At 70.5% G+C, this 17,205-nt stretch carries 15 protein-coding genes; 6 read left to right on the top strand and 9 right to left on the bottom strand.

Annotated elements, in window-relative coordinates; translation table 11 throughout:
* The first annotated feature begins 6 nt into the window (after nt 1–6).
* Together ACQPWU_RS11340 and ACQPWU_RS11335 are read left to right on the top strand one after the other, a co-directional pair.
* Nucleotides 7–390 carry a winged helix-turn-helix transcriptional regulator gene (locus tag ACQPWU_RS11340; RefSeq protein WP_433438925.1) on the top strand — a complete coding sequence of 128 codons (384 nt, stop codon included), beginning with the start codon at nt 7–9 and terminating at the stop codon, nt 388–390.
* A 126-nt stretch (nt 391–516) separates the two neighbouring features.
* Nucleotides 517–1,932: a glycoside hydrolase family 6 protein gene (locus tag ACQPWU_RS11335; RefSeq protein ID WP_433438923.1), complete on the top strand. Its 1,416-nt coding sequence runs from the start codon at nt 517–519 to the stop codon at nt 1,930–1,932.
* Nucleotides 1,933–1,978: 46 nt separating this feature from the next.
* On the opposite strand, the gene ACQPWU_RS11330 is transcribed toward ACQPWU_RS11335, so the two are convergent.
* From ACQPWU_RS11330 to ACQPWU_RS11315, 4 genes are all read right to left on the bottom strand, one after another.
* The gene (locus ACQPWU_RS11330) at nt 1,979–2,707 is read right to left on the bottom strand and encodes an SAM-dependent methyltransferase (RefSeq protein WP_433438922.1); all 729 of its coding nucleotides are present in this window, start codon (nt 2,705–2,707) and stop codon (nt 1,979–1,981) included.
* Nucleotides 2,670–3,617: an HpcH/HpaI aldolase/citrate lyase family protein gene (locus ACQPWU_RS11325; RefSeq protein ID WP_433438920.1), complete on the bottom strand. Its 948-nt coding sequence runs from the start codon at nt 3,615–3,617 to the stop codon at nt 2,670–2,672. The genes ACQPWU_RS11330 and ACQPWU_RS11325 overlap by 38 nt, the downstream gene beginning before the upstream one ends.
* Nucleotides 3,607–4,830: a CaiB/BaiF CoA transferase family protein gene (locus tag ACQPWU_RS11320; protein WP_433438918.1), complete on the bottom strand. Its 1,224-nt coding sequence runs from the start codon at nt 4,828–4,830 to the stop codon at nt 3,607–3,609. The genes ACQPWU_RS11325 and ACQPWU_RS11320 overlap by 11 nt, the downstream gene beginning before the upstream one ends.
* A 209-nt stretch (nt 4,831–5,039) precedes the next feature.
* Nucleotides 5,040–5,969, bottom strand: coding sequence for a LysR family transcriptional regulator (locus ACQPWU_RS11315; protein WP_433438916.1), 930 nt, complete (start codon nt 5,967–5,969; stop codon nt 5,040–5,042).
* Nucleotides 5,970–6,118: 149 nt separating this feature from the next.
* Here ACQPWU_RS11315 and ACQPWU_RS11310 point away from each other — a divergent pair, with 149 nt between their 5' ends.
* The 4 genes from ACQPWU_RS11310 to ACQPWU_RS11295 all read left to right on the top strand — a co-directional run bounded on the left by ACQPWU_RS11310 (nt 6,119) and on the right by ACQPWU_RS11295 (nt 10,887).
* Nucleotides 6,119–7,423: a CitMHS family transporter gene (locus tag ACQPWU_RS11310; RefSeq protein WP_433438914.1), complete on the top strand. Its 1,305-nt coding sequence runs from the start codon at nt 6,119–6,121 to the stop codon at nt 7,421–7,423.
* A 43-nt stretch (nt 7,424–7,466) separates the two neighbouring features.
* Nucleotides 7,467–8,978: a CocE/NonD family hydrolase gene (locus ACQPWU_RS11305; protein ID WP_433438912.1), complete on the top strand. Its 1,512-nt coding sequence runs from the start codon at nt 7,467–7,469 to the stop codon at nt 8,976–8,978.
* A gap of 246 nt (nt 8,979–9,224) precedes the next feature.
* The gene (locus tag ACQPWU_RS11300) at nt 9,225–9,944 is read left to right on the top strand and encodes an SDR family oxidoreductase (RefSeq protein ID WP_433438910.1); all 720 of its coding nucleotides are present in this window, start codon (nt 9,225–9,227) and stop codon (nt 9,942–9,944) included.
* Between the two features lie 160 nt (nt 9,945–10,104).
* The gene (locus ACQPWU_RS11295) at nt 10,105–10,887 is read left to right on the top strand and encodes an oxidoreductase (RefSeq protein ID WP_433438908.1); all 783 of its coding nucleotides are present in this window, start codon (nt 10,105–10,107) and stop codon (nt 10,885–10,887) included.
* Nucleotides 10,888–10,947: 60 nt separating this feature from the next.
* Here ACQPWU_RS11295 and ACQPWU_RS11290 read toward each other — a convergent pair whose 3' ends face one another.
* The 5 genes from ACQPWU_RS11290 to ACQPWU_RS11270 form a co-directional block, all read right to left on the bottom strand.
* Nucleotides 10,948–11,526, bottom strand: a complete 579-nt coding sequence (locus ACQPWU_RS11290) for a GTP-binding protein (protein ID WP_433438906.1) — start codon at nt 11,524–11,526, stop codon at nt 10,948–10,950.
* Nucleotides 11,507–11,911, bottom strand: coding sequence for a DUF742 domain-containing protein (locus tag ACQPWU_RS11285; RefSeq protein WP_055507219.1), 405 nt, complete (start codon nt 11,909–11,911; stop codon nt 11,507–11,509). Before ACQPWU_RS11285 ends, ACQPWU_RS11290 begins: the two co-directional genes overlap by 20 nt.
* 20 nt (nt 11,912–11,931) lie before the next feature.
* Nucleotides 11,932–12,354 carry a roadblock/LC7 domain-containing protein gene (locus ACQPWU_RS11280; protein WP_090935862.1) on the bottom strand — a complete coding sequence of 141 codons (423 nt, stop codon included), beginning with the start codon at nt 12,352–12,354 and terminating at the stop codon, nt 11,932–11,934.
* Nucleotides 12,351–15,557, bottom strand: a complete 3,207-nt coding sequence (locus ACQPWU_RS11275; protein WP_433438903.1) for a nitrate- and nitrite sensing domain-containing protein — start codon at nt 15,555–15,557, stop codon at nt 12,351–12,353. The genes ACQPWU_RS11280 and ACQPWU_RS11275 overlap by 4 nt, the downstream gene beginning before the upstream one ends.
* 249 nt (nt 15,558–15,806) lie before the next feature.
* Complete coding sequence (locus ACQPWU_RS11270) at nt 15,807–17,204, bottom strand: aminobutyraldehyde dehydrogenase (RefSeq protein WP_433438901.1); 1,398 nt, start codon at nt 17,202–17,204, stop codon at nt 15,807–15,809.
* Nucleotide 17,205 lies beyond the last annotated feature (1 nt).

Raw genomic sequence — 17,205 nt, 5'->3', positions numbered from 1 at the left:
GGCACTTTGACCCGCGCAAGGCACACCGATGTGCGCGAAACGATCGGCGAGAACCACCCGACCTGCCGGCTGCGCCACATTCTCGACCGCGTCGGGGACAAGTGGAGCGTGCTGGTGATGAGCCTGCTCGGCGGCGGGCCCAAGCGCTACTCCGAACTGCAGCGCGCCATCGAGGGCATATCCCAGCGGATGCTCACTCTCACCCTGCGCAGCCTGGAGCGCGACGGCCTGGTGGAGCGCACGGTCACTCCCACCTCGCCGCCCCGGGTGGACTACGCCCTGACCCCGGTCGGGCAGACGCTCTCTGCCCAGGTCTCCGGGCTCATCGCATGGGCCGAGGAGCATCGCGAGTACGTGGCCGCCTCCCGCCTGCGCTACGACGCGTCGTGACCGGCCATGCCTGTCTCTTAGCCGGGCCCGAGGCCTGGCGGCTCGGCATACGTTCACCCGAGATCTCTTGACCTTGTCAGGTGGGTCAGTAATGATCAACGGCGACTCCCGCCGAAAGGTGATCACGTGCGATTAATCGCAGGCAAGGCCACAGCCTTAGCCGCCGTCCTGGCAGCCCTCCTCCTCGTTCCCCAGCCCGCCTCAGCGGCCACCCAGCTCATCGGGAACGGCACCTTCAACAGCTCCACCTCCCCCTGGGCCGCGATCGGCCAGACCACGGTCGCGGCCGAGTCCGGTCGTCTGCGGGTGGACGTGAAGGCCATCGTCGCCAACGCCTGGGACGCCATGGTGGCCTCGCCCACCACTGCCGCACTGAACCCGGGCAAGAGCTACACGCTCTCCTTCGACGCCTACTCCACCGTCGCCTTCAAGGCCCGCGCGACGGTGCAGTACACGGCCACGCCCAGCAGCAACCAGTCGCTGGCCACGGACGTACAGCTGACCACGGCGAGCAAGCGCTACAGCATCCCCTTCACGGCGGCGACCGCGTCCAGCACGGCCGCCGAGGTGACGTTCCAGCTCGGCGGGTCCGGCGGCACTCCCGTGGTCCGGTTCGACAACGTGTCGCTGCTGGAGACGCAGACGACGCGGCCGACCGCCCTGTACGTGTCCAGCCAGTCGAACCCGGCCAAGTGGGCCGCCGCCAACCAGGGCACCACTGAGGCGCAGGCCATCCAGGCGAACATCGCCAACAAGCCGATCTTCGAGTGGTTCGGGAACTGGTTCGGCGACATCACGCAGGCCGTGGACAGCTATGTCGGCGCCGCGCAGGCTCAGGACAAGCTGCCGATGCTGGTGGCGTACAACATCCCCAACCGGGACGCGTGCGCCTTGCACTCGGGCGGCGGCGCGGGCGACGCCACCGGCTACCACAACTGGATCACCGACTTCGCCAAGGCGATCGGCACCAGGCACGCGGTCGTCGTGCTGGAGCCCGACGGGGTGGCCGCCGCCGGGTGCGTGACGAAGATCGGCAAGGATCCCGAGGACCAGTACCGGATGCTGCTGGACGCCACCCAGGTGCTGAAGGCCCAGGCGCCCAACACGTGGGTCTACCTGGACGCGGGCAACGCCACCTGGATCGCGGCCGACGCCATGGCGCCCCTGCTGGTCAAGTCGGGCATCGCCAACACCCGCGGCTTCTCCGTGAACGTGTCGAACTACATCACCACCGCCGACTCCCAGGCGTATGCCGTCGCGGTCAACGGCTATCTGTCGGGCTCGGTGGGCGCCAAGAAGTACGTGATCGACACCAGCCGCAACGGCAACGGTCCCTACTCGGACAGCACTCCGGAGGACAACTGGTGCAACCCGCCGGGGCGTAAGCTCGGCACCCCGCCGGCTCAGCAGCCGACCGGCGCCGAGTACGTCTTCTGGGTCAAGGTGCCCGGGGACTCCGACGGCCCGTGCGGCATCTCCGACGAGCCGGCCGGGACGTTCGATCCCGCGCTGGCGATGGCTCTGATCAACGGCACTTCCTGACGCGTGTTCCGGCGGCCGGGCCTGCTCAGAGGCCCGGCCTGCTCGGTCACACGCGCTGCAGCAGGAGGGTGACGAAGCCGAGCGCACCCCGGTAGCCGTTGAGCCACATCTCGCGGTGCTCACGCGCGACGGCGAGGGCCTGCTCGCCGTCCGGGCCTGGGTTGGCGGCGGCCCATCGGGCCAGCGTGCCGGTCCACGACCATTCGTACTCGTCCCACTCGGTCAGGGTGCTCACGTGGGCGTAGACGGTCAGCCAGCCTTCGGACTCGGCGGCGGCCACCGTACCCGCCAGGTCGGGGTACTCGCCGATCGCCTCCACGACCTCCGGAGCCGGAGTCCGCTCCCAGAACGCCTCCCCGATCAGCGCCAGCCCGCCGGGCCTGACGAACCTCGCGACCGTGTCCATCGTGCCCTTCAACCCCTGGAAGGCGTGGGTCGAGCCCACGCAGAGCACCAGGTCGTACGGCTCCGAGGCGGAGAACTCGGCGGCGGGCACCTGATGCAGCGACAGCCGGTCGGACAGGCCACGCGAGGCCGCCGACTGTTCCGCTGCCGACAGGGCCGTCGGCGAGATGTCCACCCCGTCCGCGACGGCCGACGGGACGAGCTCCAGCGCCCGGAGCGACCATTCGCCCTCGCCGCATCCCAGGTCGAGGATGCGTGCCCCCTCCGGCAGGGCCGCCCGGCGCAGCAGGCGGTCGAGGTTGCCGGCCGAGACGGGCGCGGCGATCGGATGGTCACGATGTGCGATGGTGCTGATCAGGTCTCTGTCCATGCCGTCCATCCTCGCCGCGCGCGCAACCGGTTTGTCGGCCGTGACGGACCAGGAGAGCACGGGCCGTGGCGGCCATGGCCTCGTCGACCATCTCACCCTCGAACGTCACCGCCCCCGCACCGGCGGCCTGGGCCGCCTCCACGGCCTCGATCAGCCGGGCGTAACGGGCCAGCTCATCGGGGGAAGGGGAGAACGCTTCGTTGATGACGGGGATGTGGGAGGGGTGGATGGCCATCATGCCCTCGTACCCGAGTGAGCGGTTCTGCTCGGCGAAGGCACGCAGCCCGTCCAGGTCGCCGATGTTGGTCCACAGGCCCGCGACCGGGTTGGGCGTCCCCGCCGCGCGTACGTCCAGGAGCACCCGGGAACGCAGGCACAGCGTGCTCTCCAGGCTCCATCGGTAGCCGACGGCGCGGGCCACGTCACCGCCCGGCGCGCTCACGGCGCCGAGGTAGGCGATGCGGGGTGTGGCCGCCCGCGCGATCTCGTACGCCTCGCGCAGTGCGGAGGCCGTCTCCAGCAGCGGCACCAGGGCGATGCGCCCCGGCGGCAGGCCGTGCTCGCGTTCGCACCAGCCGAGCAGCCGGTCCGCTACCCGCACGTCCTCGGGACCGGTCACCTTGGGCAGCACGATCCCGGCGAGCCTTTCGTGCGCGACAGCACGCAACTCCTCGGCACCCGCCCAGCCGTCCAGCGGGTTGACCCGGACGAACAGCGCCATTCGGCCGTCGAACGCGGCCACCGCCGCGGCCACCCGGCGCCGTGCCTCGGCCTTGCCGTCTGCCGGGACCGCGTCCTCGAGGTCGAGTATCGCCGCGTCGGCCCCCGCCGCCTCCGCCTTGGCCAGCCAGTCCGTCCTCGTGCCCGGGACGAAGAGCAGGGAACGGAGGGGGAGCCGCTCAGATGACACCTTGCTTCTCCAGGTCGGCCAGCTCGTCCTCGCCGAGCCCGAGCCAGTCGTGGTAGACGAGGTGGTTGTCCTGCCCGAGCTTGGGGCCGGTGCGCCAGACCTTCCCCGGGCGGCGGTGGAAGTGAGGGATCACGCCCTGCATGCGTACGGGGCCGAGGTCGGCGTCGTCGACGGTGATGATGTCGCCGCGCTCGGCGTAGACCGGATCGGCGACGATGTCGGCGGCGGTGAACACCCGTGAGGCCACCACCTCGGCGCGGCCGAACGCCTCCAGGCACTCGCCGGTGGTCCGCGCGGCCACCCATTCCCGCAGGCCCTTGTCCAGGGTCTCCCGGCCTGCGTACTGCTGTGCCGAGGTGGCGAAGTCCTCCTCGGGCAGGCCGAGCAGGCGGGCCACGTTCCGTACGGAACGGAGGGTCGCGGACGTCACCGTGATCCATTCGCCGTCCCGTGACCGGTAGGTGTTGATCACCGCGGCCGGCGCGACGGCGAGCTGGTTGCCCGCCCGTTCGGGCACGGTGCCCAGTTGGTCGTACGTGATGATCTGCCACTCGATCAGCCGGTACAGCGGCTCGAAGAGGGCCAGGTCGACCCACTCGCCGTCGAAATCGGGGTCGGCGGCCCGGCGGTGGAGCGCGGCGAGCACGGCGTACGCGCCCATGAGCCCCGTGACCGCGTCCCCGTGGGAGAACCCGGTGTGCGTGGGAGGCCCGTCGGGGAACCCGGTGAGGTGCACCACCCCGCTCCTGGCCTCGCCCATCTTGCCGAAGCCCGGCTCGTTCGCGCGTGAGGAGGTCGCCCCGAAACCGGAGATCTGCAGCAGGATCGCCGAGGGGTTGATCCGGTGCACGGACTCCCAGTCCAGCTCCCAGTCGCGCAGCCGCCCGGCCCGCAAGGTGACGATCACGACGTCCGCCCAGGCGACGAGCCGGTGGGCGATCTCCCGTCCGGCCGCGTGGTGCAGGTCGAGGGTGACGGAACGCTTGTTCCGGCCGGCGACCTTGAACCACAGGGGTACGCCGTCCCGTACGGGACCCATCGCGCGGGCGGCGTCACCGGCGCCGGGGGCCTCCACGTGCACCACGTCCGCACCCTGGTCGGCGAGCATGGAACCGGCCATCGGCCCGGCCACCACGTGCGCGAACTCCACCACCTTCAGCCCGCGCAGCTGCCCCTGACCGCCCCCGCCCGTGTCCTGCCCTGTGCCTGCCACCCACGCGCTCCTTCGCCTGCCGATCGCGACTGCGGTCGTTTCATCCTGCCGAGGCGGTGAAATGCGTGTCCAGCACAAGAAAACCATCATTCAATGCGGTTTCCGCATGAATCCCGCGCCCGACTCCCGCTCGGCGCCGACGCGCGCCGAGGTCTCTTGAACGCGGTGCGTGAGACTGACGTCCAAGCACCCGGTCACCAAGGGGGCCGTCAGTCGCGGCTCCAGGAGACGCCCGTGGGTAGGTCACGCAGTTCGCGGCGGAACACCTCAAGCAGGTCGAGGAACGCGCTCGTCGCCAGCGGCAGTGTGCGGCGGGCGCGGACGACGACGTCCAGGCGGCGGTCCACGACGGGGTCGGCGAGTGGCCGGTACACCAGAGGCCCGGACCCCATCAGCGGCAGCACCAGGGCGGGCATCGCCGAGACGCCGAGCCCCGCTGTGACGAGCCCGCCCACCGTCGCCACGCTCCCCGCCTCCGCCGCGAGCGTCACGGACGCCCCCGCCTGGGCGAAGGCCGCGTCCGTGAGACGCCGCACGCTCGAGTCCGGCCCGACCGCGAGGAACGGCTCCCGCGCCAGCTCCTCCCACGTGACGTACTCCTGCGCGGCGAGCGGGTGGCCCTCGGGCAGCACGGCGTGGAAGCGGTCCCTGATCAGCGGGCGGTGTTCGAGCTGCTCGGGCGCCGCGCCGACCGTGGAGATCGCGAAGTCCGCGTCCCCCGAGAGGACCCGGCCGAGCACCACCTGCTCCAGGCCGTCCATGATCCGCAACGCCACCATGGGCCGCCGGCGCCGGAAGTCGGAGATCACCTGGGGCAGCAGCACCGCGGCGACCGACGGCAGCGTGGCCACCGCCACCACGCCGGATTCGCCGAGCAGGTAGCGCTCCAGCTCCTTCATGCCCGACCGGTGGGCGGCCACGATCTGCTCGGCCACCCGCAACGTCTCCACCCCGGCCGCCGTCAACTGCACGTTGCGGGTGTCGCGCTCCAGCAACTGCGCGCCGAGCAGCCGCTCCAGCTCCGCCACCGCGCGGCTGAGCGACGACTGCGACACGTGCATCTCGGCCGCCGCCGCGGTGAAGCTCGCCGCCCTGGCCACGGCGGCGTACGCGGCCAGGAGCCGCAGGTTCGCCTCCATGGCGGTGAGCATAGACGGAACTGTTGCGCAGAACGCATGGATAAATGTTGCTTTGATGCTGGACCTGCGTTTTCGTCACTCGGAAACTCTTCCGTAACACTCCGGCACGTCACCCCCAGCGAGCCGGGCTAGGAAGAAGGCGAACATCGATGCTGGCAGCTCTGGGATTCACCACGATCGTTCTGTTCCTGCTGCTCACCATGACCAAGCGCGTGTCGGTCCTGATCGCTCTGGTGCTGATCCCGGTGCTGGCCGCGCTGGCCGGGGGCTTCGGCGGCGAGCTGGGCAAGATGATCCTCGACGGACTCGGCAAGGTCGCGCCGACCGGCATCATGATCGCGTTCGCGGTCCTGTACTTCAGCCTGATGATCGACGCCGGCCTCTTCGACCCGCTCATCCGCGGCATCCTGCGCCTGGCCAAGGGCGATCCGCTGCGCATCGCGGTCGGCACCGCCGTGCTCACCATGTGCGTGGCCCTGGACGGAGACGGCGCGTCGACGTTCCTCATCACGATCTCGGCGCTGCTGCCGGTCTACCGGCGGCTCGGCATGAGCCCGCTGGTGCTGTCGGGCGTGGTCTGCCTGGGCGCCGGGGTCATGAACCTCATCCCCTGGGGCGGCCCCACCGCCAGGGCGATGGCGGCGCTGAAGCTGGACAGCTCCCAGGTGTTTACGCCGGTGCTGCCCGCCATGGCGGCGGGCATCGTGTGGGTCCTGGTCGCGTCGTACCTGATCGGGCTCAGGGAACGCCGCCGCCTCGGCACGCTGCCGTCCGCCGACGTGCCCCAGGAGCACCTGGTCGGCGAGGGGCCCGGCACCCAGCGGGCGCCCGTTCACCCGGCCCTGACCGTCTTCAACCTGGTGCTCACCGTCGCCCTGCTGGCCGGGCTCGTGCTCCAGGTGATGCCGCTGCCGGTGCTGTTCGTGCTCGGGTTCGCGATCGCGCTGCTGGTCAACCACCCGACCTGGGAACGCCAGCAGGAGCTCCTGGAGCGGCACGGCAAGAGCGTCGTCCTGGTCACCACGATGATCTTCGCGGCCGGGGTGTTCACGGGCGTCCTCACCGGCACCAAGATGATCAGCCAGATGGCGTCCGCGTTCGTCGGCGTCATCCCCGACTCGCTCGGCGGGCACCTGCCCGTGCTCGTGGCCATCACGGGCATGCCACTCAGCCTGGTGTTCACCCCCGACGCCTACTACTTCGGCGTCCTGCCGGTGCTCGCCGAGACCGTCACCGGCTTCGGCGGCGCTCCCGCCGAGGTCGCCAGGGCGGCCATCCTCGGCCAGATGACCACCGGGTTCCCGCTCAGTCCGCTCACGGCCTCCACGTTCATCCTGGTCGGGATGAGCGGCGTGCAGCTGGGAGAGCACCAGCGCTTCATCTTCAAGTGGGCCTTCGCCACCACGCTCGTCATGACCGTGGTCGCGCTGCTCACCGGCGCCTTCTCACTCTGAACCCCCGGCGTAGCGCCTCCCTTCCGTCCGCAGAGGATCGCACGTGAAACCCGTCAAGATCATGGCCGCGCTGTCGGCCGCCTTCGCCCTGACCTGCAGCCCCGCCCTCGCCACGACCGACGCACCGCTCCCGCCTGACCCCTTCTTCTCGTACGACCGCCCCGCCGAGTACGGCGTCCACAAGGAGCGCGTCACCGTACCCCTGCGCGACGGCAGCCACCTGGCCTGCGACCTGCACCGCCCCGCCGCCTCCGACGGCACGCCCGCCCCCGGCCGCTTCCCCGGCATCGTCTACGACTACAACGCCTACAACCAGCTGGAGGCCCAGGGCCGGGCCGCCGCGTACTTCGTGACCAGGGGCTACGTCGCGGCCATCTGCAACGTCCGAGGGTCGGGCGACTCGCCCGGCCACCTCGACCCGTTCAGCCCTCAGGAGCAGCGCGACAACTACGACCTCATCGAGTGGCTGGCCGCCCAGCCCTGGTCCACGGGCCGGATCGGGCAGACGGGCGTCAGCTACGGCGGCCACTCGTCCCTCCTGGTCGCCGTCAACAAGCCGCCGCACCTGGCCGCCATCATCCCCGTGGACGGCATCAGCGACTGGTACGAGAACACGATCTACCGGGGCGGCATCTACTCGGCCAGGATCCGCGACTGGCAGCGCACCGTCGCCCCCGACACCCTCGTGACCTACGCCCAGCACCCGCTCTATGACGACTTCTGGCGCGAGCGCAGCGTCAAGTCGCGCTGGAAGGACCTCGACGTCCCCGTGCTGGAGATCGCCGGCTGGTACGACCGGTACCGGCAGGGCATGGTGGACAACTTCCGGGCGCGCGAGCGCAACGTCTGGCTGGTGTCCGGCCCGTGGGTGCACGGCTGGCCGGCGGGGCAGCCCGCCGACATCGGCAACGGCGCCTACCTCGCCTGGTGGGACCGCTGGCTGGCCCGCCGCCCCGGCGCGCCGCTGCCCGCGGCCAAGGTGACCTCCTATGAGGTGCCGGGCAGGGGCTGGCGGCAGTTCGCCGGCTGGCCGCCCGCCGGGACGCGGCAGCTGGAGCTCGCCCTCGCCGCCGACGGCACTCTGGCCTCCCGCCCGGGCGTCGCGGGAACCCGTACGTTCGAGGTCAACACCGAGCCGGCCGCGGGCGGGCCGGGCCAGCGGCTGGAGTTCGCCACGGGGCCGTTCCCGCGCGATCTCGTCCTCGCCGGTGAGGTCGAGGCCAAGGTACGGGCCTCGTTCACCGCGGCCGACGGCAACGTCGCGGTCGTGGTGCAGGACGTCGCCCCCGACGGCACGGCGGCCCGCATCACCCAGGGCTGGCTGAAGGCGAGCCACCGCTTCGGCCACGACCGCGCCGTCCCGGTACGCCCGGGCAAGACGTACGACCTGGACATCCGCACCTGGCCCACGCACTACCGCGTCGCGGCCGGACACAGCCTCCGCGTCACGGTGTCCAGCGACGACTACCCGGAGATCGACTCCGACGCCCCGGCGGGCCAGGTGTCGCTGAGGCTCGGCCACGGCGGCTCGAACATCCGGCTGACCACGCTCTGACCTGCGCCGGCCGTCCCAGGAGGGCCGGAACGGCAGCACGACCCCGACCCGGATATGATCCCCCTCACGGCCCCGCGCTCCAGGACACCCTCACCTATCTCCGCTCACGGACGTCGCTCGATCGCATCCGATCGCAGAGCGCCACCGTGGACGCGCCGCTTCAGCAGGCCTTCGACGCGGTCGTGTGCACGCCCACCGCGACGGCCGACCCCACCGTGGACTTCTGACAACCAGCAAGGAAAGCAGATGAACATCTCCAGCGCCGTCGTCACCGGCGCCGCCGGCGGGATCGGCAGAGCCCTTGCCGCCCGGCTCCGCTCGACCGGGGCACGGGTCGTACTCGCCGACATCGAGGAAGCGGCGCTCGCCGGCGCCGCGGCCGAGCTGGGAGCCGACGCCGTCCGGACCGACGTCTCCGACGCCGCACAGATGGAGGCCCTCGCCGCCGCCGTGCCGGACGCCGACCTGGTGTGCCTGAACGCGGGCATCGTCGGCCGGGACCTGGGCGCGCCCTGGGAGGTGAGCCCCGAGGATTGGGACAGGGTGTTCGCGGTGAACGTCGGCGGCGTGGTCAACGGGTTGCGGGCGTTCGTCCCGCGCCTGCTCGCCGCCGAGCGCCCCGCGCACATCCTGATCACCGCGTCTCTGGCGGGGCTCGTCACGTTCCCCGCCGGTGGCGCGTACGCGGCCTCCAAGCACGCCGTCATCGCGCTCGCCGAACAGGCCGCGCTCGCGCTGGCGGGCACGCCGATCGGCGTGACAGTGCTGTGCCCGGCCCTGGTCCGCACCGGCATGTCCGCCGAGGGCGAGGACCCCGCGGCCATCGCCGAACAGGCGCTCTCGGCTGTGCGGGCGGGGACCTTCGCCGTGGTGCCGGACGGCTGGGCGGACGCGATCACGCGGCGCGCCCAGTGGCTGGCGACCGGCACACAGCCGGAGGTCCCGGCGCCTGCGTCGGGCGACTAGAGCCGGCGGGTTCGACGCCGCCGTCACGGTGTGGGCGGCGGTGTCAGCCACGAAGTGGGACGATTTTGACCTCCAGGTCAAGAAACTGCTAGGGTCCCGAACATGGGAAGCAGCCGCTGCACCCATATTTTGTACCTGCAGTTAAAGAACTGGAGAAACCATGGAGCTCAACCTCGACTCCAAGACGGCCGTCGTCACCGGTGCAAGCCGGGGCATCGGACTGGCCACCGTGCAGACCCTGATCGAGGAGGGGGTACGTGTCGTCGGCGCCGCCCGCACCATCACCCCGGAGTTGGAGAAGTCGGGAGCCGTCGCGGTGCCGGCCGACCTGAGCACCGCAGAGGGCGTCACCACCTTCATGGACACGGCGCTCGCACAGCTGGGCGGCATCGACCTGCTGGTGAACAACGTTGGCGGCGGCGACGCCATCGAGCCCGTCGGATTCCTCGAGACCGGCGACGCCGACTGGGCGGCCGTCTTCGACATCAACCTGCTCAGCGCCGTCCGCGTCACCCGGGCCGCCCTGCCCAGCCTGATCGAGCGGCGCGGATCGGTGGTCAACGTCTCGTCGATCAACTCGAGGCTCCCCGCCGCGGGCCCCGTCGCCTACAGCGCCGCCAAGGCCGCCCTGGCCGCGCTCGGCAAGTCGCTCGCCGAGGAGTTCGGCCCGCAGGGCGTCCGGGTCAACACCGTCTCGCCCGGCGTCGTCCGTACCGCCATCTGGGAGGATCCGGACGGCTTCGGCGGCAAGGTCGCCGCACTCGCCGGAGCCGAGCACGCCGCGTTCCTCGAGCAGATCCCGGCGGCCTTCAGCATCACCACCGGCCGGATCACCGAGCCCAAGGAGGTGGCCGCGCTGATCGCGTTCCTCCTGTCGGACGTCGCCGGCAACATCACGGGCGCCGACCACGTCATCGACGGCGGCACCGTCAAAACCCTCTGAACTTCGCCGGCAAATGAAAGCGGCCCACCACGCGCACGTGGGGGCCGCCAGGAAAGAAACCTACACAGGGCTGTGCATGTGGCGGGTCAGGGCGTGTTCCACCAAGGTGATCAAGGTGGACTTCACCGACTCCCGCTGCCTGGCGTCCAGGCGGACGATCGGGATGTGGCCGCCGATCGACAATGCCTCGCGGAGCTCCTCCTCCGCGTGCGCGAACTGCCCGTCCCATCCGTTGATGCCGATGACGAACGGCAGTTTCGCCTCTTCGAAGTAGTCGATCGCCGGGAAGCTGTCGGCGAGGCGGCGCGTGTCCACGAGCACGACCGCGCCGATGGCGCCCCGCACCAGGTCGTCCCACATGAACCAGAACCGGTGCTGCCCGGGCGTGCCGAACAGGTAAAGGATCAGGTCACGATCGAGGGAGACCCGGCCGAAGTCCATGGCCACGGTCGTGGTGGTCTTGTTCGGCGTGAGGGAGACGTCGTCCACGTGTGCCGAAGCGTCCGTCATGACGGCTTCGGTGGTGAGTGGCAGGATCTCCGAGACCGCACCCACAAATGTCGTCTTCCCCACGCCGAAGCCCCCGGCCACGACGATCTTCGTCGAGGTTAGGCCGGGGCTAGAGCCTGCGAAGTCCACTGAGCACCCTTTCGAGCAAGTTGAGGTCCGGCTTTCCGGCGTCCAGCGCAGGCTGGTGCACGCGGATCAGGCCCTCCGACGCCATGTCGGCGATCAGCACCCGGACCACCCCGAGGGGCTGGCGTAAAAGGGCGGAGATCTCGGCAACCGACCGGACGTTCCGGGTCAGCTGAATGATCGCCTGATACTCCGGACTTAGTAGGGAAATGTCTTGGTATTCCGACGTCACGGAGGACACCAATGCCTCCATGGCGAACTTCATCCGCGGCGCGGTGCGCCCCCCGGTCACGGCATAGGGCCGTACCAAGGAGCTCGGCTTCTGCGGACGGGGAGCCGCCGGATGCGGCGGAGTGCTATCACCAGCCCAACCCTGACCTGACACCATGATCTCCTGTCACCGCCCCGCTAACGGGGGCGGGCCGCTTGCAGCTCGGCGCGTACGGCCGGCGTCAGCACCTGACCGGCCCGCTCGACCAGCAAGGTCATCTGGTACGCCACCAACCCCATGTCACAGTCGGGAGCGGCCAGGACGGCCAAGCAGGACCCATCGCTGATGGACATGATCATCAAAAGCCCACGCTGCATTTCGATAACGGTCTGCGTCACCATCCCGCCCTCGAAAACCCGCGCGGCTCCTTGGGTCAAGCTGATCACACCCGAGGCCACCGCGGCGAGCTGGTCGGCCCGGTCCTTGGGAAAACCCTCGGAGAAGGCCAGCGGCAAGCCGTCGGACGAGACCACGACCGTGTGCGCGACACCCGGCACGTTGTTCACGAAGTCTGTGATCAACCAGCTTATGCCGCGCGCTCCCTGGCTCATCTCTCTCATTTGTCCTCCTCATTCTCTTCTCCGCGGGTGAAGGCTCGGCCCTGCCGGACACCCTGCTGGAAGCTGGAGAGCCGGCTGCGCAGCCGCTCAGGCGAGATCTGCGGCGCCGGCGACGCAGCCTGGGGCTCGGCGAGGCTGGCCGTACCGGGCACCAAGTTGGCCTTGGGGACGCGACGGGGCAGGCCCGAGGGTGTGGTGCCGCCCTGCGCGGGCTGCGCGGCGGCCTGCGCGGCCTGGAAGCCGGAGTCCGCGGGCGAGGACCACGTCGCGCCCGCCCCGGAAGCACCAGGCGTGCGCCGAGGCAGCCCGCCGGACGACGCGGGAGAGGGCGCCTCCGTGGGCACGGCTGGGTGCACGGCCGTGATCTCGGGCGCCTCCTCATGAAGGGGAGCCGCAGGCTCGGTACGCGGGCGCAGCATCTCGGGATCGGGCCGGCGGAACCAGTCGGACCCGACCGACGAGAAGATCGGCAGGAACTCGTCGCCCTGGTCCTCCATGGGCGAGTTGCGCACCACGGGGAGCGGCCCGGTCATGTCCTGCGAGGAGTAGGCGCCGGGGCCGAACCTGTCGAACTCCGAGCGCCCGTTCTGCTCGAACTGGTCGGCGGGCTTGGGCTCCTCCGCGAACGGCGAGCGGTACTCGTCACCGTGTTGCGCCCGCGGCCGCTCCTCCGCATCGAACAGTGACCTGCGCGGCAGCGGGTCGGCGAACGACGACCACCGCGACTCATCCTGCGACTGCTGCTGCGGCGGCTCGGTGGAGAACGACGGCCAGCGGGGCTCGTCGTCCTGCATGGGCGGCGGCTGCTCCGCGAAGGACGGCCACCGGTTCTCCGCGAACGACTGCTGCGCGGGCGGCGGCGTCTCCTCGGCGAACGACGGCCAGCGGGGCTCCCCGAACGACTGCTGGGCCGGCGGCGGCGTCTCCTCGGCGAACGACGGCCAGCGCGGCTGGTCGCCGTCCTCCGCCGCCTGCGACTGCTCGGCGTAAGGCGACTGCCGCTCACCGAATGCAGGTTGCTCACCGAAAGACGGCTGCTCGCCGAAGGACGGCTGCTCACCGTAGGGCTGCTCGAACGGGCGATCCCCGGCCGACTGCTCGTTGAACGCGGCGGACTGCTCGCCGAACGCGCCCCAGCTCCCGCTCCCGGGCGCCGGCAGCGACCCCGGCCACTGCGTGTCCACCACCTGCTCGGGCCCGTCGGCGCCGCGACCGGACGGGTAGGACCCGGACCCGTTCTGCGACGGCTCCGCGAACATGCTCGGGTCGAACGTCGTGAAGGCCTCGTACTGCCCGCCCTGCTGCGGCACGCCGACCCCGCTGCTGATCAGCATGTCGGGCAGCATGACCAGCGCACTCAACCCGCCGGTCTCCCGCTGGCTGAGCTGCACGCGGACGCCGTGCCGCAGGGCCAGCCGGCCGACCACGAACAGGCCCATGCGCCGCGACACCGCCACGTCCACGACGGGCGGGTTCGCCAGGCGCCAGTTGGCCTCCGACAGTTCCTCGGGGCTCATCCCGATGCCCAGGTCGTTGATCGACACCAGCACGCCGCCCTCGGCGGGCGTGCTGGTGACCGTGACCTTGCTCTCGCGGGGAGAGAACGAGATGGCGTTCTCGATCAGCTCCGCGAGCAGGTGGACGGCGTCGGTGACGGCCGGGCCGACGATCAGCGTGCCGGACGGGATCTGGATCTGGACCCGCTCGTAGTTCTCGACCTCGGACAGCGAGGCGCGGGCGATGTCGACCAGCGGCACCGGCTCGCTCCACTTGCGCGCGGCCTCCTGGCCGGCGAGGACCAGGAGGTTCTCGCTGTTGCGGCGCATGCGGGTGGCCAGGTGGTCGAGCCTGAACAGGTTCGCGAGCCGCTGCTCGTCCTCCTCGCCCTGCTCCAGGCCCTCGATGAGCTGCAGCTGCCGCTCGACCAGCGTCTGGCTGCGGCGGGAGAGGTTGACGAACATCGAGTTGACGTTCGTGCGCAGCTTGGCCTCGTCGCCGGCCAGCCGAATCGCCTCGCGGTGGACCTCGTCGAACGCCCGCGCGACTTCACCGATCTCGTCGCGGGTGTTGACGCCGACCGACGGCACCTCGGGCACGTGCGCGCCCTCGCCGGACTCGCGCAGCACGCGGACGGTCTCGGGCAGCCGGGTCGTGGCGACCTGGAGCGCCTCGGCGCGCAACCGGCGCAGCGGGCGGACCAGCGAGCCGGCCACGCGGGTGGTGAAGATCAGGACGAGGAGCAGCAGGACGAGGATCATCGCACCGGAGATGATCGCGTTGCGCTGCTCGGTGTCGCTCAGGTCCCGGGTCCTGGCCACGATCTTGGTGGCCAGGCCGTCCTCGACCTTGCGCATGGCGTTACCGGCCAGGGTCGTGCTGTCGTACCAGTCGCTCAGGTCACGGTGGGTGGTGACGTCGAGGTCCTTGATCCGGTTGTACTCACGCACCTGGGCGAGCGCGCGCTGGCGCATGGCGTCGGCGAGGTCGATGTCGAGGCCCCGGACGAGCTGCTGGTACGTCTTCAGGTCCTTGGGGTCCGCCTCCTGCTCGAAGTTGGACAGTTCGGCCTGCTGCTTGTTCCAGGAGCCCAGGAAGTCGGACCAGTCGTCGCTGTCCAGTTTCCGCTGGACCAGCGCCAGGATCAGGATGATCTGCTGGCGCGAGATCTCCTCCTTGACCCGTTGGAGCGAGCCGAGCGCGGACACCTCACGCTGGAGGGTGTCGTCGCTGACACCGTCACCCAGGTCGCCCTGGATCGCGGAGAAGGTGTCGATCATCGTGGTGTACGTGCTGACGGCGGCGCGCGGCGGCACGTTCGAGACCATGGAACCGCGCAGGCTGTCGAGGCCGTCGAGCCAGCGGCGCATGTTCACCACGCCCTCGCGGACGCGGGACGAGTGGGTGGCGTCGATGGACGTGGCCGCGCTGAGCACCTGCTTCTTGGCCGCGTCAGTTGCCTGCCGCTGCGTCTTGAGCTGCACGAGGCGCTGGCCTCTGCTGCGGTCGGCGACGTACCACGCGGTGAGCGTACGTTCCTTGCCGAGCTCGTGGTTGAGCGCTCCGATGCGCTGCACCAGCTCGGCGACCTGGGTGAGCCGGCGGTAATCGGCGCTCGTGCCGATGGCGTTGGCCAGCTGCACACCGGCGAGCAGCACGCCCACAACGGTGGGGATGAGGATCAGCGCGACCAGCCTCGAGCGCACACGCCAGTTCCCCAGCCGGAAACGTCCGCCTGTGTACTCCCCTGACCTCGTGTGCCTGGGGTCTTTCGTCCTCACTGACTCTCGCTACCTCTCGCCGGTACGTGCTCGAAAAATCAGACACGCGTGTGGCGCATGGGATTCTGTCCAGCCGGGTAATTGGAACACAACCCGTACCAGATCGGCGAACAGAACATATCCCATCACACGCGCCCAAAAGGTCACTTTGGGCAACATGGCGCCGTACACGTTTTAGGCGGGCCGGAACGAATCACGCTCGGCCGGCGCCGCGTGCTTCACCATCAGGTGCCGCGTCACCGAGTACTCCTGCACCGCCTCCTGGCTCATGTCCTTGCCGAACCCGCTGCCCTTCACCCCACCGTGCGGGGCCTCGCTGGCGATGGGCAGATGGTCGTTCACCCAGGTCACGCCCACATCGAGCCGATGCGAAACGCGCATGGCCCTGGCGACGTCACGCGACCACACCGACGAGGCCAGTCCGTACCGGGTGTCGTTGGCCAGCCTGACGGCCTCGTCCTCGCCGTCGAACGGTAGCGCCACGAGCACCGGTCCGAAAAGCTCCCCTTGCACGATCTCGCTGTCCTGAGCGACGTCGGCCACGAGGGTGGGCGGGTAAAAAAAGCCGGAGCCCCCGATCGGGGCGCCGCCGTGCAGCACGCGCCCGGCGGCCCTGGAGACGAACCCGTGCACCCGCTCCCGATGCTCGGCGGAGATCAGCGGGCCGATGTCCGTGGCCGGGTCCCAGGGGTCACCGACGGTGATTTTGGCAAGAGTTGCCCGCAGTGCCTCCACCGCGTCCGCGTAGACCTCGCGGGCGACGTACACGCGGGTGGCGGCCGTGCAGTCCTGCCCAGTGTTGTACGTCGCCCCCATGGCCACGCCGTGGGCCATCTCCGCCAGGTCGGCGTCCTCGAAGACCAGGGCGGGCGCCTTGCCGCCGAGCTCGAGGTGCACCCGCTTGAGGGTGGCCGCGGCTCCGGTCATCACCGCCCGGCCCGTCTCCGTGGAGCCGGTGACGCTGACCATGTCCACGCCCGGGTCGGTGACCAGCGCCTGGCCGACCTCCGCGTCCCCGGTGACCGCCTGCACGAGCCCGTCGGGCGCGCCCGCCTTGGCGAACAGCTCGGCCAGCCGCAGCGTCGTGCGTGGTGTCTGCGGCGCCGGCTTGATCACCACGGCGTTGCCGGCGGCCACCGCCGGGCCGATCTTCCAGACGGCCATGACGAACGGGAAGTTCCACGGCGCGATCGAGCCCACCACCCCGACCGGGCGGCGCAGCAGGACCGAGGTGTAACCGGGGCTGAACACCCCGGCACCCGAGCCCTCGAGCGAACGGGCGGCCCCGGCGAAGAAGCGCAGGTTGTCGACGGCGAACGGCAGCTCGCCGTCCCTGAACACCGCCGCGGGCTTGCCCGTCTCCTCCACCTCAAGCCTGGTCAGCTCCTCGGCGTCGGCCTCCACCAGGTCGGCCACCCGCAGCAGCAGCCGCGCGCGGTCGGCCGGAGTGGCCTGCGACCACTCCTCGAACGCCGCCCGAGCCGTGCGTACGGCCGCCGCCACACCCGCCACCGGCGTGTCCGGAATTTCGGCACACGGGAGCCCGGTGGCGGGGTTGATCAATTCACGCATG

This window comes from Nonomuraea sp. CA-141351 (assembly GCF_050944675.1).
GTDB lineage: Bacteria > Actinomycetota > Actinomycetes > Streptosporangiales > Streptosporangiaceae > Nonomuraea.
This window is presented reverse-complemented; position numbering and strand designations above follow the sequence as displayed.

What these genes read in the sequence shown, in the direction of transcription:
- ACQPWU_RS11330 (WP_433438922.1), bottom strand. Translation starts at nt 2,707, where the DNA reads ATGGACAGAGACCTGATCAGCACCATCGCACATCGTGACCATCCGATC.
- ACQPWU_RS11315 (WP_433438916.1), bottom strand. Translation starts at nt 5,969, where the DNA reads ATGGAGGCGAACCTGCGGCTCCTGGCCGCGTACGCCGCCGTGGCCAGG.
- ACQPWU_RS11310 (WP_433438914.1), top strand. Translation starts at nt 6,119, where the DNA reads ATGCTGGCAGCTCTGGGATTCACCACGATCGTTCTGTTCCTGCTGCTC.
- ACQPWU_RS11300 (WP_433438910.1), top strand. Translation starts at nt 9,225, where the DNA reads ATGAACATCTCCAGCGCCGTCGTCACCGGCGCCGCCGGCGGGATCGGC.
- ACQPWU_RS11295 (WP_433438908.1), top strand. Translation starts at nt 10,105, where the DNA reads ATGGAGCTCAACCTCGACTCCAAGACGGCCGTCGTCACCGGTGCAAGC.
- ACQPWU_RS11285 (WP_055507219.1), bottom strand. Translation starts at nt 11,911, where the DNA reads ATGGTGTCAGGTCAGGGTTGGGCTGGTGATAGCACTCCGCCGCATCCG.
- ACQPWU_RS11280 (WP_090935862.1), bottom strand. Translation starts at nt 12,354, where the DNA reads ATGAGAGAGATGAGCCAGGGAGCGCGCGGCATAAGCTGGTTGATCACA.
- ACQPWU_RS11270 (WP_433438901.1), bottom strand. Translation starts at nt 17,204, where the DNA reads ATGCGTGAATTGATCAACCCCGCCACCGGGCTCCCGTGTGCCGAAATT.